This window comes from Nocardia sp. NPDC050406 (assembly GCF_044459025.1).
Lineage (GTDB): Bacteria > Actinomycetota > Actinomycetes > Mycobacteriales > Mycobacteriaceae > Nocardia.
Map to the genome: position 1 here is coordinate 101,242 of NZ_JBITIM010000004.1, position 13,991 is coordinate 115,232.

Annotated in this window: 16 protein-coding genes; 8 read left to right on the plus strand and 8 right to left on the minus strand. The window is 68.7% G+C overall.

Annotation, left to right across the window (positions count from 1 at the left end):
• Positions 1 to 3 precede the first annotated feature (3 nt).
• Both ACIBH2_RS29195 and ACIBH2_RS29200 read left to right on the plus strand, forming a co-directional pair.
• Positions 4 to 1,197: a PPE domain-containing protein gene (locus ACIBH2_RS29195; protein ID WP_397123257.1), complete on the plus strand. Its 1,194-nt coding sequence runs from the start codon at positions 4 to 6 to the stop codon at positions 1,195 to 1,197.
• On the plus strand, positions 1,194 to 2,015 hold the full coding sequence (locus ACIBH2_RS29200) for an ESX secretion-associated protein EspG (protein ID WP_397123259.1): 822 nt from the start codon (positions 1,194 to 1,196) through the stop codon (positions 2,013 to 2,015). The genes ACIBH2_RS29195 and ACIBH2_RS29200 overlap by 4 nt, the downstream gene beginning before the upstream one ends.
• A 3-nt stretch (positions 2,016 to 2,018) precedes the next feature.
• On the opposite strand, the gene ACIBH2_RS29205 is transcribed toward ACIBH2_RS29200, so the two are convergent.
• The 3 genes from ACIBH2_RS29205 to ACIBH2_RS29215 all read right to left on the minus strand — a co-directional run bounded on the left by ACIBH2_RS29205 (position 2,019) and on the right by ACIBH2_RS29215 (position 4,156).
• Positions 2,019 to 2,678, minus strand: coding sequence for a histidine phosphatase family protein (locus ACIBH2_RS29205; protein WP_397123261.1), 660 nt, complete (start codon positions 2,676 to 2,678; stop codon positions 2,019 to 2,021).
• Complete coding sequence (gene pheA / locus ACIBH2_RS29210; protein WP_397123263.1) at positions 2,675 to 3,592, minus strand: prephenate dehydratase; 918 nt, start codon at positions 3,590 to 3,592, stop codon at positions 2,675 to 2,677. Before pheA ends, ACIBH2_RS29205 begins: the two co-directional genes overlap by 4 nt.
• A 135-nt stretch (positions 3,593 to 3,727) precedes the next feature.
• Positions 3,728 to 4,156: a hypothetical protein gene (locus tag ACIBH2_RS29215; RefSeq protein ID WP_397123265.1), complete on the minus strand. Its 429-nt coding sequence runs from the start codon at positions 4,154 to 4,156 to the stop codon at positions 3,728 to 3,730.
• Positions 4,157 to 4,268: 112 nt separating this feature from the next.
• On the opposite strand from ACIBH2_RS29215, the gene ACIBH2_RS29220 reads away from it, so the two are divergent.
• From ACIBH2_RS29220 to ACIBH2_RS29235, 4 genes are all read left to right on the plus strand, one after another.
• A complete protein-coding gene (locus tag ACIBH2_RS29220) occupies positions 4,269 to 5,042 on the plus strand; it encodes a DUF2470 domain-containing protein (RefSeq protein WP_397123267.1) in 774 nt (257 codons plus the stop codon).
• A 31-nt stretch (positions 5,043 to 5,073) separates the two neighbouring features.
• Positions 5,074 to 5,865 (plus strand): CPBP family intramembrane glutamic endopeptidase, encoded by a 792-nt coding sequence (locus ACIBH2_RS29225; protein WP_397123269.1) that lies wholly within the window; start codon positions 5,074 to 5,076, stop codon positions 5,863 to 5,865.
• Between the two features lie 50 nt (positions 5,866 to 5,915).
• Entirely contained in the window at positions 5,916 to 7,298 is a 1,383-nt protein-coding gene (locus ACIBH2_RS29230; RefSeq protein ID WP_397123271.1) for an LCP family protein, read from the plus strand.
• A 104-nt stretch (positions 7,299 to 7,402) separates the two neighbouring features.
• Entirely contained in the window at positions 7,403 to 7,951 is a 549-nt protein-coding gene (locus ACIBH2_RS29235; RefSeq protein ID WP_397123273.1) for a ferritin, read from the plus strand.
• 275 nt (positions 7,952 to 8,226) lie between these two features.
• On the opposite strand, the gene ACIBH2_RS29240 is transcribed toward ACIBH2_RS29235, so the two are convergent.
• The 4 genes from ACIBH2_RS29240 to ACIBH2_RS29255 form a co-directional block, all read right to left on the minus strand.
• On the minus strand, positions 8,227 to 9,144 hold the full coding sequence (locus ACIBH2_RS29240; RefSeq protein WP_397123275.1) for a DUF5926 family protein: 918 nt from the start codon (positions 9,142 to 9,144) through the stop codon (positions 8,227 to 8,229).
• A gap of 66 nt (positions 9,145 to 9,210) precedes the next feature.
• A complete protein-coding gene (locus tag ACIBH2_RS29245; RefSeq protein ID WP_397123277.1) occupies positions 9,211 to 9,978 on the minus strand; it encodes a glycerophosphodiester phosphodiesterase in 768 nt (255 codons plus the stop codon).
• Positions 9,975 to 11,045, minus strand: a complete 1,071-nt coding sequence (locus ACIBH2_RS29250) for a DUF4328 domain-containing protein (protein WP_397123279.1) — start codon at positions 11,043 to 11,045, stop codon at positions 9,975 to 9,977. Before ACIBH2_RS29250 ends, ACIBH2_RS29245 begins: the two co-directional genes overlap by 4 nt.
• A 50-nt stretch (positions 11,046 to 11,095) precedes the next feature.
• Positions 11,096 to 11,470: a rhodanese-like domain-containing protein gene (locus ACIBH2_RS29255; RefSeq protein ID WP_397123281.1), complete on the minus strand. Its 375-nt coding sequence runs from the start codon at positions 11,468 to 11,470 to the stop codon at positions 11,096 to 11,098.
• 281 nt (positions 11,471 to 11,751) lie between these two features.
• Here ACIBH2_RS29255 and ACIBH2_RS29260 point away from each other — a divergent pair, with 281 nt between their 5' ends.
• Positions 11,752 to 12,363: a hypothetical protein gene (locus tag ACIBH2_RS29260; protein WP_397123283.1), complete on the plus strand. Its 612-nt coding sequence runs from the start codon at positions 11,752 to 11,754 to the stop codon at positions 12,361 to 12,363.
• 9 nt (positions 12,364 to 12,372) lie between these two features.
• On the opposite strand, the gene msrA is transcribed toward ACIBH2_RS29260, so the two are convergent.
• A complete protein-coding gene (msrA, locus tag ACIBH2_RS29265; RefSeq protein WP_397123285.1) occupies positions 12,373 to 13,053 on the minus strand; it encodes a peptide-methionine (S)-S-oxide reductase MsrA in 681 nt (226 codons plus the stop codon).
• Between the two features lie 210 nt (positions 13,054 to 13,263).
• Between msrA and ACIBH2_RS29270 the strand changes: the two genes are divergently transcribed.
• On the plus strand, positions 13,264 to 13,887 hold the full coding sequence (locus tag ACIBH2_RS29270) for a superoxide dismutase (protein WP_397123287.1): 624 nt from the start codon (positions 13,264 to 13,266) through the stop codon (positions 13,885 to 13,887).
• The last annotated feature ends 104 nt before the right edge of the window (positions 13,888 to 13,991 follow it).

Below are 13,991 nucleotides of genomic sequence, written 5' to 3' on the forward strand. Positions count from 1 at the left end.
CGCATGACCCTGGGAATCACCGGTGTGTTCTGGCTGCCGCGCATGGCCGAGATCAATTCCATCACCCTGAACGCGGGCGCGCACGCCATTCCGATCGCCGCCGCCTCCACCTCGTGGAGCACGCTGACCGCCGCCTGGGTGGATGCCACCACCACCGTCGCCCGCGTCATGGCCGAGGTCGGCGTCGGCCTACAGGGCATCAACGGCCTCAATGTGCTGGGCCGTCTGGGCGGGTTCACCGTCTGGGCCGAGCAGCAGGGCGTGATGGCCGCGGTCATGGCCGGTAAGACCGCCGCCAATGCCACCGCCTACACCGTGGCCTCCATCGCCATGCCGAGCCTGCCGGAGATCGCGGCCGTCGAGGCCGCGCGGGTGGCCGCCTACTCCACCGGCGGTGCGCTCAACGGCACGGCCGAGGCCGCCGAGGCCGCCAAACTGGCCCTCGATATTCGCGCCGCGCTGGTCATGGAGACCTATGAGGCCGCGACGACGGCCCTGGTCACCACGCCCGGTGAATTCCTGATGCCGCCGCCCATCGCCATGGGAGCCGGGTCGGCCGATCCGGCCGCCGCGGCACAGGCCTTCGGCGACAGCGGCAATCCGGTGCAGACCGCGATGGCGGCCGCCGCCGCGCTGGCCAACAATCCCGCCGTCATGAGCGCCGTCTCGCAGGCCGCCCAGGTCGCCGGTTCGGTGGCGACAACCGGTGTGAGCACCGTGGGAAATGTTGCCGGAACCGCGATTTCGGCCGTGAGCAATGCGATCCAGGCCGGGCCGGGCGTGAGTGCGATGCCGTCGTCGGCGGGAGCCGGTGCGACGGCGGCGGCCGGGGTCGCGGGCGCGGCCGTGGCCACCCATGCCGTGTCCTTCGGCGGCGGATCGACCGTCGGCATCGGCAACGGCGCGGGCACGCTCCGAGTCCCCGAGGGCTGGGGCGCCGGGGCCGGATTCGGTGGTGGCGCAACACCTTCCGCCCCCGCGGTCGTAGCCGAAGCCGGAGCCGGTGCGGGCCGAATGGATGCCGCCGCGCCGGTGCGATCGGCGAATCCCGGCAGCCCGCTGCTCGGCAGCCAAGCGCAGGACGAGGACGAACGAACCCACGACGGCAAGGACTACGGCCGGTCGGTCGAGCACTTCGCCGACGGCCGGGCCATCGCGCCCGCCGTCATCGGGGCCGATCCGGAGCCCGCCAGGTGACAGTGCTCGGCGCGGGCCGCGGGCCGTCCCGACTCGGGGCGGTCACGCTCGCGCTCGACGAAATGCAGTTCCTGCTGGAGACATTGGGCATCGACGAACTGCCCGTGGTGCTCAACGCCCTCGGCCGCTACGACAATGCCGAGCAGCACGATCGAGCCATGGCGGCGGCCGCCACCGCCCTCACCGAACGCGACCTGCTCGCCGGTGACGAGGTGGATCCCGAACTGGCCGAACGGCTTCGGGTGCTGAACCGGCCGCACTGGGTACTCGCGCTGCGCTGGTACGTCGACGATCAGGTGCACCGCTGCTGCCTGGCCAAGGGCGACGACTTCGACGTGGTGGCGCTGCGCGGGCCGCACTCCTATGTGGTGGACGAAGCGGGACACGACCTGCCCGGCACCGTCATGGCGGCGCTCGGTCCGTTCGAGCCGCTCGAACTGCACGGTATGAACGCGCCCACCGAGGATCTGACACCCATCTTCGACGACACCGGCGATGCCACCGCGACGGCGAATCGCCTTGCCCGCGTGTGCGATCCGCCGCGCGACGCGCAGACTCTGGCGTCGGCGCTGGTGCAGGTCCACTCGCACGCCGAGATCGTGGCGGTGCGTTACGACGACGGCACCCGCGAGGTGGCCGACAAGCACATCGCCGTCTACAACACTCGCCACGGCCGCTTCCTCGCCACCGCCAGCCGAGCCGACGACGGCGTGAAATGGACATCCTTCAGCAGTGGCACCCCGGCCCGGCTGCGCACCGCGCTCCAGGATCTGATCGCCGAACTGCCACTGCGCCAGGAGTTTCCGGCCAAACCCTGACGGCTAGCCCATCGGATCGTCGCCGGTGGGCGAGATATCGTCGCCGAACGGTGGGGTGAAGCGTCCCCAGCGCGTGCACTCCCAACCACCCTCGACCGGGAGCAGTTCGATGGTCTCGGTGTTGTCGAGGTGATTGTTGGTCGCGAAAAGCCTTGGCACCTTGGTGAGTTCGCGTGACACCAGGCGCATGGCCGCACCATGGCTGACCAGCACGATGTCCCCGGCCTCGGGATCGGACAGATAGTCCTCGCGCAGCCGCTCCAAGGTGGGAACGTAGCGCTCGAGCACCTCGCGGCCGGTTTCGCCGCCGGGCACCCGCTCCTCCAACTCCCCCGCGTGCCAGCGGTGGTAGACGTCCTGGAACATCACGTGTGCCGCGGAGGAATTCGCGCCCTCCAGGTCGCCGAGCTGCACCTCCTGCAGATCGGGCAGCACCTCCAGGGGCACGCCCGTGGCCTCCTCGATGTAGCCGCCGGTCTGGCGGGCCCGCAGGGCCTCGGAGGAGAACAGCCGCTGCGGCGGGCGCGCGAGTGTGGAGCCGAAGGTCTTCGCCTGTGCCACACCGCGTTCGGTGAGCGGCAGGCCCGGTAGCCGGGTGTCGAGAATTTTCGCGACATTGCCCTCGGTCTCGCCGTGCCGGACCAGAATCAGTTTGCCCGTCACAGGTCCGCCACCCCCTTTCTGAGATCGGCCAACCACGCCGCGGCCGGTTCGTCCGAGGGTGGTGGCGCGCCGGTCGCCGAGGTCGCGGGCCAGGATCCGAGGAAGCGAATCCGGGCGGCGGTGCGATGCAGCGCCTTGAGCGCCTCGGCGACGGCGGTGTCGTCGATATGGCCGACGCAGTCCAGATAGAAACGGTAGGTGCCCATCCCCGTGCGCGTCGGCCGCGATTCGATACGGGTGAGATCGATTCCGCGCGTGGCGAATTCGGCGAAGGCGCGCATGAGCGAACCCGGCTCGTTGGCCAGCTCCAGCACGATGGAGGTGCGGTCGGCCCCGGTGCGCGGCGGCGCGACTCGCGGCCGGGTGACCAGCACGAACCGCGTCACCGCCTGCTCGTGATCGGCCACCCCGTCGGCGAGCACCGCCAGCCCGAGCCGCTCCCCCGCCAGCGCGGTGGAGACGGCGGCGTCGGCGTGACCACCGGCCACATCCTCGGCCGCGGCGGCATTGGAGGCCGAGGTGTACAGCTGCGCCCGAGGCAGTCGGTCCGCCAACCACATTCGCACCTGCGCCGCCGCGACCGGGTAGGCCGCGATGGTCCGCACGTCCGACAGGTCGATCCCCGACCGCCCCACGATCGTGAAGGCCACCTCGAGTTCGGTCTCGGCGATGATCTGCAAGCGCGGCCCCATGGCCAGGGCGTCGAGCGTCGGCGCTATCGAGCCCTCGACCGAACTCTCGATCGGCACCACCGCGCCCTCGGCCTCCCCGGTGCGCACCAGCTCCACCGCGGCCCCCTGGCTGGAGGCGGGCACGCGCTCCACCGGACCGTCGAAGGCTCCGGCGGACTCCAGCTGGGCGAGGGCCATCTCGGTGAAAGTTCCCGACGGCCCGAAGTAGGCGATACGCGGCACGACAACGAGGTTACTTGTGTGCGGCAGCTCACCTTCAGGTTTGCGATCAGGCGAACCCGAAGCAGCCCTTGACCAGCTCGTTGTCATCGCCGCACACGGCCACTACGCCCCGGATCGTGGATAGCGGGCGAAATACTACCGGTCCGTACCGGTGGCCAGCGCGGCGAGCGACGCGGAAACGGCGGCGGGCTCATCGGTTTCGATGGCGAGCAGGACCTCGCGCAAGGCTTCGACGGCCGGGGGTTTGAGGCCCGCCAGGAAGGCGATATCCGGATTCGCCAGCGCGGCCTGGATGTCCTCGCCCATGAGCGCGGCGACCGTCGCGGCCACGATGCCGAGGGCCCGCGCGCCGGAGTCGGTCCGGGCCACGAAGCCGCTGTCGGAGTGGGCGATGCGCACCAGGAACTCGGCGATCTCCGCGTCGGAGGCGGACAGCTCGAGCACCTCGACCTCCGGATGCCCTGCCGCCGAGCGCACCAGATCCTCGGTGAGACCACGCGCCGGGCGCGGCGGCACCGACAGGCTCAGGGGAATCGGCTCGGGCGCGGGCGAATCATGCGGCACCGCTTCACGGTAGCGATCTTCGGGGCGGCCGCCGATTCCGGGACGGGCGCCCGCTTGCGCAAGCGATCTCCGTCACTTAGCTTAGGTTTACCTAATTCCCCCGGAGGTGTGTATGACAAAACCGGCACCGGCCGCTGTCGCTCCCAATACCGCCGAACGCGTGCACAGCGCCTGCGCCCACGCCGAGCAGGCCATGTTGGCGCTGCCCGGCCTCGATCCCATCCCCACCTCGGTGCACCTTTTGCGGCAGTGCGGCGACGCCGTGGTCGCGGTGCCCATGGCCTCCACCGCCGCCATGCTCACCACCAATTCCGGCAGCACCGGCTCCCCCGCGGTTCTGGAGCTCACCGACCACGCGCCCTTGCCGTTGCGCGAACCCGTGCGCGCCCTGGTCTGGCTGCGCGGCTGGGTCCGCGCCGTCCCCGCGCACGCCCAGCGCGCCCTCGCCGCCCACGTCGCCGAGGATCATCCGCACCCCAACCTCCTCGACGTCGGCCACACCACCACGCTGTTGCGCCTGGTCGTCGACTCCGCGGTGGTCGCCGACTCGACCGGCGCGGAATCGGTCTGCCGCGACGGCCTGCGCGCGGCCCGCCCCGACCCCTTCTGCGAGATGGAAGGGCCCTGGCTGCAACATCTTCAGGCCGACCACGGCGATGTCATCGACCAGATCGCCCGCCACGTCCCCGCCCATCTGCGCCGCGGCGCGCTCATCCACCCCCTCGCCATCGACCGCTACGGCGTGACCCTGCGCGTCGAGGCCGCCGATCGCGACCACGACATCCGCCTGCCCTTCGAATTCCCCGCCGACGACATCGACTCGCTGAGCCGCGCCGTGCGCGCCCTCGCGGGCTGCGGCTACCGCACCGGCCTGCGCCGCCGCTAGTCCACGCGCTCGCGCGCATAGATTTACGGGCATGGTTTCGGCTGATTCCGCGCCCGTGTGGCCCGCGCCCGCGTCGTCCGATCAGGAGAAGCGGGCCATTCGGCTCGAGATTCTCGTTGTTCTGGTCGTGACGTTCGGGCTGAGCGGGGCCAGTGCGGGGCTGTCGCTCCTCGAGAGTGCGCTCTCGCCCGGCGGGGTGGGCGGGCAGACGGTGGCGTTGAACGCGCCGCGGGCCGCGCAGTCGATCATCGATCTGCTGTTTCAGCTGTTGAGTGTGGCGCGCCTGCTCGGGTGGGCGGCGTTGGGGCTGTACCTGTTGTGGCGCAGCGGGATCGGGCCACGGGCCATCGGGCTCGCGCGAATGCGATGGCGCGGGGACGTGCTGCCGGGGCTGGTGCTCGCGGCGGTGATCGGTATACCCGGATTGGCACTGTATTTGGTGGCGCACGCGCTGGGGGTCAGCGTCACCATCGTGCCGAGTTCACTCGAACACTGGTGGCGGCTGCCGGTATTGGTGCTGTCGGCGTGGGCCAATTCGGCGGCGGAGGAAATTCTCGTCGTCGCCTATCTGATATCGCGATTGCGGGCGCTGGGGTGGTCGGAGAATCGATCACTGCTGGCCTCGGCGGTGCTGCGTGGCAGTTATCACCTGTACCAAGGCCTCGGCGGCGGCGTCGGGAACCTCGTCATGGGTGTGATCTTCGGGCGTTATTGGCAGCGGACCGGGCGATTGTGGCCATTGCTGCTGGCGCACGCGCTCATCGATACGGTCGCGTATATCGGCTACACGTTCCTGCGCGGACACGTCTCCTGGTTACCGTGATCACATCGAGATGAACCGAGCGCCGCGGTGAATAAGTACAGTCTTGGATGATGAACGGCGACGACCCCCGGCACAACGCACGGATGCGCCGGGAGCCACCGCCACGTCGCGAGCCCCCGGCGCGACCGCGACCCCCGCAACCGCACCCCGGCGAAGCCCGCTGGGGCGCCCCGCAACCGCCACCGCGCCAGGCGCGCGGGCCGCAACCGGAGCGCCGACAGCCGCCACCCGGCCAGCGCGTCCCCCCGCGAAATCCGAACGCCCGCAACCCACAGGCCGCACCCCCGCGGCGCGGTCAGGGTCAGCCCGCCGCACCGGTCCCGCCGCGCGCCACCCGCAAGTACACGGCCGAGGATCTCGACCCCGCGCCGACGCACGCGCCCAGGCAGCGGCCGGTCCCCTACCGCGAAGGCACCCCGCCGCCGCCCTCGCTGCCGCCGACCAAGCGCGGTCGCGGCGGCGACAAGCCGCCGAAAGGCCCGCGCCCCAAGCGCAAACGCCATTGGAAGCGCTGGCTGTCGCTCATTCTCATCGTGCTGGTGGCGCTGCCCCTCGCGGCGCTGTTCTATGTCGAGACCAATCTGGTGCGCATCGATGCCTTCGGCGCGGACCGGGTCGCCGACACGCCCGGGACGAATTGGCTTCTCGTGGGGTCCGACAGCCGTGCCGGGCTCACTCCGGAGCAGGAACAGGAACTCGCCACCGGCGGTGAGGTCGGGTCGGAGCGCACCGACACGATCATCCTCATTCACATTCCGAAGTCGGGCGCGCCGACGCTGGTGAGCCTGCCGCGCGACTCCTACGTGAGCATTCCGGGCTACGGCAAGGACAAGCTCAACGCCTCCTTCTCGCTCGGCGGCCCGCAGCTGCTCACCCAGACCGTGGAGACCGCGACCGGCCTGCGTATAGACCACTACGCGCAGATCGGCTTCAGCGGTTTCGCCGATATCGTCGACGCGGTCGGCGGCATCGATATGTGCCTGGACCAGCCGATCGACGATCCGCTGGCGGGTATCGACCTGGCCGCGGGCTGTCAGCGGCTCAATGGCGCGGAATCGCTGGGTTTCGTGCGCAGCCGTGCCACCGCGCTGGCCGATCTGGACCGCATGAACAATCAGCGCAAATTCATGGCGGCCCTGCTGAAGAAGGCGACGAGCCCGGCCACGCTGCTGAACCCGTTGCGCGGTTGGCCACTGCTGCAAGGACTTACGAAGGCGCTGAAGGTCGATCAGGGCGCGCATGTGTGGGATTTGGCACGTCTGGGCTGGGCGCTGAAGGGCGATCCGATTGCCACGACGGTGCCGATCGGCGGATTCGAGGACACCGACAGCGGCAATGTGCTGATGTGGGACAAGACCAAGGCCAGCCAGTTCTTCGAGGCACTGGCCGCGGACAAGCCGATCCCGAGCGAACTCTTGACCACCGTGGATTAGAAATAAGGGCAACCTGAATTAGGCAATACTAGCCTCAATAAGGTTGTGCTCAATAAGGCTGCACTTGGATGACACGCGCTTTGACCAGGGTTAATGTCATGTCTATGTCCAGCCAAGCCAAGACTCAGCGCAGCAAGTTCCACGCCCTGCTGCACGACCAGATCCGGAACGAATTCAATGCCGAACACCAGTACATCGCGATGGCGGTGTGGTTCGACAATGCTGATCTGCCCGTGCTGGCCAAGCATTTCTACAAGCAGGCCGTGGAAGAACGCAATCACGCCATGATGATCGTGCAGTACTTCCTCGACCGCGATATCGATGTCGAATTCTCCGATGTCAGTGCCGCCAAGTCGCAATTCGCGAATGCGAAGGAAGCGCTGCAGATGGCGCTGGCCCAGGAGAAGACGGTCACCGACCAGATTGTCCAGCTCGCCAGCACCGCCCGGGAAGAGGGCGACTACCTGGGTGAACAGTTCATGCAGTGGTTCCTGAAGGAGCAGGTCGAGGAGGTCGCCCATATGACGACCCTCGTCAATGTCGCCGAACGGGCCGGTGCGAATCTGTTCGACCTGGAGAATTTCGTCTCTCGCGAGATGAGCGGTCCGTCGGATGCGTCCGGCGCGCCGTCCACGGCGGGCGGCCACCTGTAATACCGGGAATTCCCGGAAACAGACGAACAGGCCCGGTCCCTTGCGCTGGACCGGGCCTGTCGCCGTCTACCGACGGATACAGCTCACTTGTCCGCGCTGATGCTGGCGAAGAGCTGCTTGATCAGGGCCAGAATGCCGTCCATGGATTTCCTCATCTCTTGCTGAACTCGGTGAGGGAGTCTCACCGCCCCCGACCTTCTGGGGTGATCAGAACCTAACCGAGTCAGCGTTAGAAATGATGGTTTTTCAAAAAATTCTCCGGCAAATTTTTCGGCTCAGCGCAGCGTGACCTGACGCGACCGCAGCCCGTCGCGGGAACGCCGCTCGGCGCTGGTCAACGGCTCGTCGTTGGCCAGCGCGGCGGCCAGCTTCGCACCGAATTCGGTTGCGCCCGGCACCCATTCGCTGGCGTGCCGCTCGCGATCGAGATCGAAGACCGGAACCAGCAGGCCGTGCGTGCGGAACGAGCCCGCGAAGCGGGAACCCTCGCCCAGGTGCAGGTCACCGGCCGCGTGCAGGCGCGCCAACGCCAGCATGAGCGCATCCTCGTCCTCGGGCCGGACCCAGCGCACATGCGCCTTCTCGCCCGCGTCCACCCACCAGGCCGCGCCGACGGAATCCGCGCCCAGCTCCAGGCGCGCCGACGGCATGATGGCCTGATTCGCCTGCTCGATGGTGGCGGCGACCTGCGCGTCCGGGGTGACACCCTCGGGCACCCACCAGTTGAAGTCCTGGTGCACGGTGAGATCCAGTGCGGCACCGGGATCGAGCACCTCGGCCAGGCTCGGCACACCCTCGACGGTGGCGTGCGCCAGCGACTCGCCCGGCTCGGCCGACTGCGTCCACAGAATCGAGCTGGCCAGATCGGCCGCCGGATTCTCCGACTGGAACTGCACCTGCGTACCCACGAATCCGGTCGGCTCGTCACCCGCCCGCACCAGCGCGGCCACCGCACCCGGCAGCACGGTGGAGAGCACCACCGGCCGCTCGGCGGCGACATTCGCCGACAGCTTCAACGTAGCGGTCGCCGACGGCACGAACTCCCGTAGCGCGACCAGATCGCACTCCGCCGCGAGCCCCTCGAACGGCCGCGTCACGGCCTGCGCCGCCTGCTCCTGCGCGGCCCGCCGCTCGGCCAGCTTCTGCGCCCGATTGCTGTCCGGCTTCGGACTGTTCCGCTTGCTCTTACCCATAGCTGGAGAAGCTACACGGTGTCGGATTCGGCTCCGCTTCGCTCCGGCGGGTTTCGGCTGGCCGGGTTATGCCGCTGCGAGAAGGGCTTTCGTGCGGCCCGGGTGGTTGGTGGCGACCCAGCTGACGCCGAGGTCGGCGCAGAGGCGGATGTCGTCGGCGTCGTCGACGGTCCAGCAGTAGGTGGCGCGGCCCGCGGCGGCGGCCTTGTCGACCAGGTCGGGGTGTTCGCGCAGGGTGCGGACCGAGGGGCCGACGGCGGTCGCGCCGACGGTGGTGGCGGCGCCGCCGGAGAGGTACAGGGAGGATTCGCCGAGCAGGACGGTGGGCAGCAGCGGCGCGGCACGGCGAATGCGCCAGACGGCCGTCGCGGCGAAGGACATGACCACCGCCCGGGAGTGGTCGGCCGAGGCGGGGGCGGCGATGCCGTAGCGCTGCAGTTCGTTCAGCAGCGTCGTTTCGACGAGAGCGCCGTAGCGGACCGGATGTTTGGTCTCGATGAAGAGCTTGGTGGGGCGGCTCTTCCAGTCCAGCACCAGTTCCACCAATTGGGCGAGGGTGAGCAGGGTGGCGGGTTCGCCGTCGGTGCCGTAGTTCAGGGCCTCGAGTTCGGCGAGGGTCATTTCGCTGACCGCGCCGGTGCCGGAGGAGGTGCGGTCCACGGTGCGGTCGTGCACGCAGACCAGATGGCCGTCCTTGGTCAGGCGCACATCGCATTCGACGCCGTCCGCGCCCTCCTGCAATGCGAGTTCGTACGCGGCGAGGGTGTGTTCGGGTCGCGCCGCCGACGCGCCCCGATGCGCGACCACGAACGGCGCACGACTGGCCGGGCTCACTTCGCCATTACCTCCTCCTGCTCGGATTCCGGCGTCCCGGCCGGGTTTTCGAGCACACCTGCCGGTTCGGATACACCGACCTCATCATTCCCGACGCCGCGCTCCGGCGCGCGCTCGGCGGAGCCGCCGGGGCGCACGGGCTCGATCACGGGTTCGGCCGGAGCGGTCGCGACGGTCCAGCGATGCACCTCGTGTGGACGTCCGCGCAGGTCCAGACCCGCGCACCCGCGCACCACCCACAGCGTCAGCACGGCCACGGCGGCGGCGACCAGATCGGTCACCCCGGTCCACAGCACGCCGTCGGCCTCGGCCTGCAAGGTGCCCGGAAGTCGCCACAGCAACGCGCCGACCACCATGAACGCGTTGAGAATCCAGCCGCCCCACCAGATTCGGACGGCCTTCAACAGCCGCGGATCCGCCCGTCGCCGGGCCACCTCGGTGAGGAACACACCCGGCCACAGCAGATTCACGCCGGGCACAAGGCATCCCAGCGCGAGCAGTACGCGCGGGCGCGGATCCCGTTGTCCGGCCGCGGCATACGCGTCGCGCCGGATCTCGACCAGCCGACCGACCAGTGCGACGGCGGTGACCAGCGCCAACACCATGGCGGCCAATCCGGTGACGTAGACCGCGATATCGGAGACCGTCAACAGCCACGGCTGGATCAACCGCGTCCGATTGCGCAGCAGCACCCCGTAGCGCCCGAATTCGGCGAGACCGGCGGCGATGAACACCGCCGCGGTGAGAATCAACAACCGCGGCACGAGAATCGAGAGCCGCTCCAACCGTCCGCGCGGCGCGACGGCGGGGCGCGGCGGCAGATCGTGCAACCCCCAGCGCGGCATGCGCTGATACCGCGGCGTCTCCCAGGACCCCTGGCGTTTCGGAGCCTGCGTCGCGCGCGGTTTGCGCCCCGGCGGCCGCGCCACCCAGCGGTAGTTGCGGCGGGCCGGGGGCGCGTCGAGGGTCGCGGGTGAGAGCAGTACGCCGCGGCAGCGCGGGCACCAGTGCAGCGGGCTGCCCACCACGGCCCAGCGCGCACCGCAGCGCGCGCAGGGCTGCACCACCGGCGATCGTGAGTTCGATCGCGGAGTCGTCACCGCTGTCCCCCGTTCATTCAGTAGATCTTCGCCTGCTGGTCGCCGTCGGCGGTCAACGGCCGACCGACCTGCTGCCAGGCCACCATGCCACCCGCGACGTGCAGCACTTCGAAGCCGACGTGCTCGAGATATTTCGCCACCTGGATCGAGCGGCCGCCCTGACGGCAGATGACGTAGATCTGGGAGTCGTAGTCGAGTTCGTCGATGCGGGCCGGGACATCGGCCATGGGAATGTGGACCGCGCCGGGCGCGTGGCCGAGCTGCCATTCGTCGGGCTCGCGGACGTCCAGCAGGATGGCGGGGACGGTGCCGGTCGCGCCCAACGGTGCGGTGGTGTCGAATTCCGCGGGGACGGCTTCGATCGGTACCGAGGGGATGTCCGGACTTGTCACGCTGTCGATCCTGCCACGGGCATCCGGGGCCGGGGGAGTTCCATTCCGGTCACGTGGTGGTTATCCACATAATCCACAACCTGATCCACAGGTCGAGACCTGTCCCAAATGTCCGGCCGACCGCTCCGGTAAGTCCCCTCCACATGCCGGAGCGTTCGGCCGGATATCTCTTTGGACGCATCCGCGCGGCAATCGGTTCCGTTCGAACCCGAAAAAAACGACAACACTACTGAAAAACGAAAATCCCGGGTTCGAACAGGGCTTCTCGGTAGCCTGGACCTATGAATACGAGCAGGGGGCTACTCGACGGACTGGATACCACCGGACTCAACACCGCCCTGTCCGAGGCGACCTGCCTCGGCATGGTGGTCGAACCCGCAAACGCGCAGCTAAAGCTCGAACTGGATGTACTCACCTTGCCGGTCGACGGCCCGCCGCCCGCCGACTGCGATGTTTTTCTCACCCTCTCCGGCGTCAGCCGGGTCGCCGCGTCGTTCCGCCGTCAGGTGTGGGACGCGCTCGAACCCGAGATCCTGCCGCTGACCCTCGACGGCCTGGGCGAGGCCGTGCGCAGCTTCGGCGGAGCCGCACTGCACGGCTGGGAATTCTTCGATCTCGACGACAGCAGCTGGACGCTGTGGCGGGAAATGCTCAGCTTCGACACCCAGGTCAGCGACCGCCCGCCCACGCACGTCCTGGAGTTCTCCCAGGAGGAGGGCATCGACCCGCGCGAACTCGATATCCGAATCTGGTTCGAGCAGGTCAGTATTCAGGACTGCCACGGCTGCGAGATCCCGATCGCGGACTTCATCGCGGGCGGGGTGCGCTGGTGGCAGGCGCACGACAAGTGCGATCCGCGCACCATGCGCCCGGATATCGTGCCGCCGCTGTAACCGAGACGCTCAGTTCCCGGGCTGGCGGTCGCAGCGGACGCCGGTCCCGTGATCGGGGCAGTAGCCGCCGGGGTTCTTCGCCAGGTACTGCTGGTGATAACCCTCGGCGTAGTAGAACGCGGAAAGATCTGGCAGCGGGGTGATTTCGGTGGTGATCGTCCCGAAACCCGCTGCCGTCAGCCGGTCCTGATACGCGGCCGCCGTCTCGTGCGCGATCTCGCGCTGCTCGTCGCCCATCGTGAGGATGGCCGAGCGGTACTGCGACCCTCGGTCGTTGCCCTGCCGCATGCCCTGCGTCGGATCGTGGTTCTCCCAGAACCGCCGCAGAATCGCCGGATAGTCGACGACCTTCGGATCGAAGGCCACCAGAACGGCCTCGGTGTGACCGGTTCGGCCGCTACAGGTCTCTTCGTATGTCGGATTCCGGGTATACCCCCCGGCGTAGCCGACGGCGGTGCTGTACACGCCGTCGAGCTGCCAGTAACCCTTTTCCGCACCCCAGAAACAGCCCATCCCCACCACCGCGACCTGCGTACCCTCGGGGAAAGGAGCCTTGATCGGATGGCCGTTGACGTAGTGCTTCTCGGGGACGACCAGCGGTTCGGGTCGCCCCGGCAGCGCTTGTTCCGGGGTCACCATGACCGGCTGGGGTAGTCGTACGCGTCCTACGAGCTCGTCGTACCACGACATGAGTCGATGCTACGGGAGCCGTGGGCGGGCGGCGGGGTCGTCGCGGACCCCGGACGCCGATCACCGACACTGTCCACTTGCTGGGACAACCGGGTGAGCCAGGAATCAGGGGGGAGCGCCCCCGGTTGCAACCGAGCGGGTGTACGAATGATGGTTGGGTGCGCTCTACACACCGAGGGCACACAGCCCCGACACTGAGGAAGGGACATCGTGGCTGAGTACACGCTGCCAGATCTGGATTACGACTACAGCGCCCTGGAGCCGTTCATCTCCGGGCAGATCAACGAACTGCACCACTCGAAGCATCACGCCGCCTACGTGGCCGGTGCGAACGCCGCGCTGGAGAAGTTGGAGGCGGCTCGCGAAGCTGGCGACCACTCCGCCATCTTCCTGAACGAGAAGAACCTGGCCTTCCACCTCGGCGGCCACGTGAACCACTCCATCTGGTGGAAGAGCCTGTCCAAGGACGGCGGCGACAAGCCGGTCGGCGATCTGGGCGCCGCCATTGACGACCAGTTCGGGTCGTTCGACAAGTTCGTCGCGCAGTTCTCCGCGGCCGCCAACGGCCTGCAGGGTTCGGGCTGGGCCTGGCTGGGCTACGACACCCTCGCGGGCAAGCTGCTCACCTTCCAGCTCACCGACCAGCAGGGCAATGTGCCGCTGGGCATCATCCCGCTGCTCGGCCTGGACATGTGGGAGCACGCCTTCTACCTGCAGTACAAGAACGTCAAGGCGGACTACGTCAAGGCGTTCTGGAACGTGGTCAACTGGGCCGAGGTGCAGGACCGCTTCACCCGCGCCGTGGCGCAGGGCAAGGGCCTCATCTTCGGCTGAGCGCCCCGGGGCGACACAGCCGCCCGAGGCACGAACGGGCCCGCGAACCATTCCGGTTCGCGGGCCTATGTCATGTCGGAGGGGGCGCTGTCGTTCGACGTGTC

What these genes read in the sequence shown, in the direction of transcription:
- ACIBH2_RS29235 (WP_397123273.1), top strand. Translation starts at nt 7,403, where the DNA reads ATGTCCAGCCAAGCCAAGACTCAGCGCAGCAAGTTCCACGCCCTGCTG.
- msrA (WP_397123285.1), bottom strand. Translation starts at nt 13,053, where the DNA reads ATGTCGTGGTACGACGAGCTCGTAGGACGCGTACGACTACCCCAGCCG.
- ACIBH2_RS29225 (WP_397123269.1), top strand. Translation starts at nt 5,074, where the DNA reads ATGGTTTCGGCTGATTCCGCGCCCGTGTGGCCCGCGCCCGCGTCGTCC.
- ACIBH2_RS29220 (WP_397123267.1), top strand. Translation starts at nt 4,269, where the DNA reads ATGACAAAACCGGCACCGGCCGCTGTCGCTCCCAATACCGCCGAACGC.
- ACIBH2_RS29195 (WP_397123257.1), top strand. Translation starts at nt 4, where the DNA reads ATGACCCTGGGAATCACCGGTGTGTTCTGGCTGCCGCGCATGGCCGAG.
- ACIBH2_RS29230 (WP_397123271.1), top strand. Translation starts at nt 5,916, where the DNA reads ATGAACGGCGACGACCCCCGGCACAACGCACGGATGCGCCGGGAGCCA.
- ACIBH2_RS29260 (WP_397123283.1), top strand. Translation starts at nt 11,752, where the DNA reads ATGAATACGAGCAGGGGGCTACTCGACGGACTGGATACCACCGGACTC.
- ACIBH2_RS29240 (WP_397123275.1), bottom strand. Translation starts at nt 9,144, where the DNA reads ATGGGTAAGAGCAAGCGGAACAGTCCGAAGCCGGACAGCAATCGGGCG.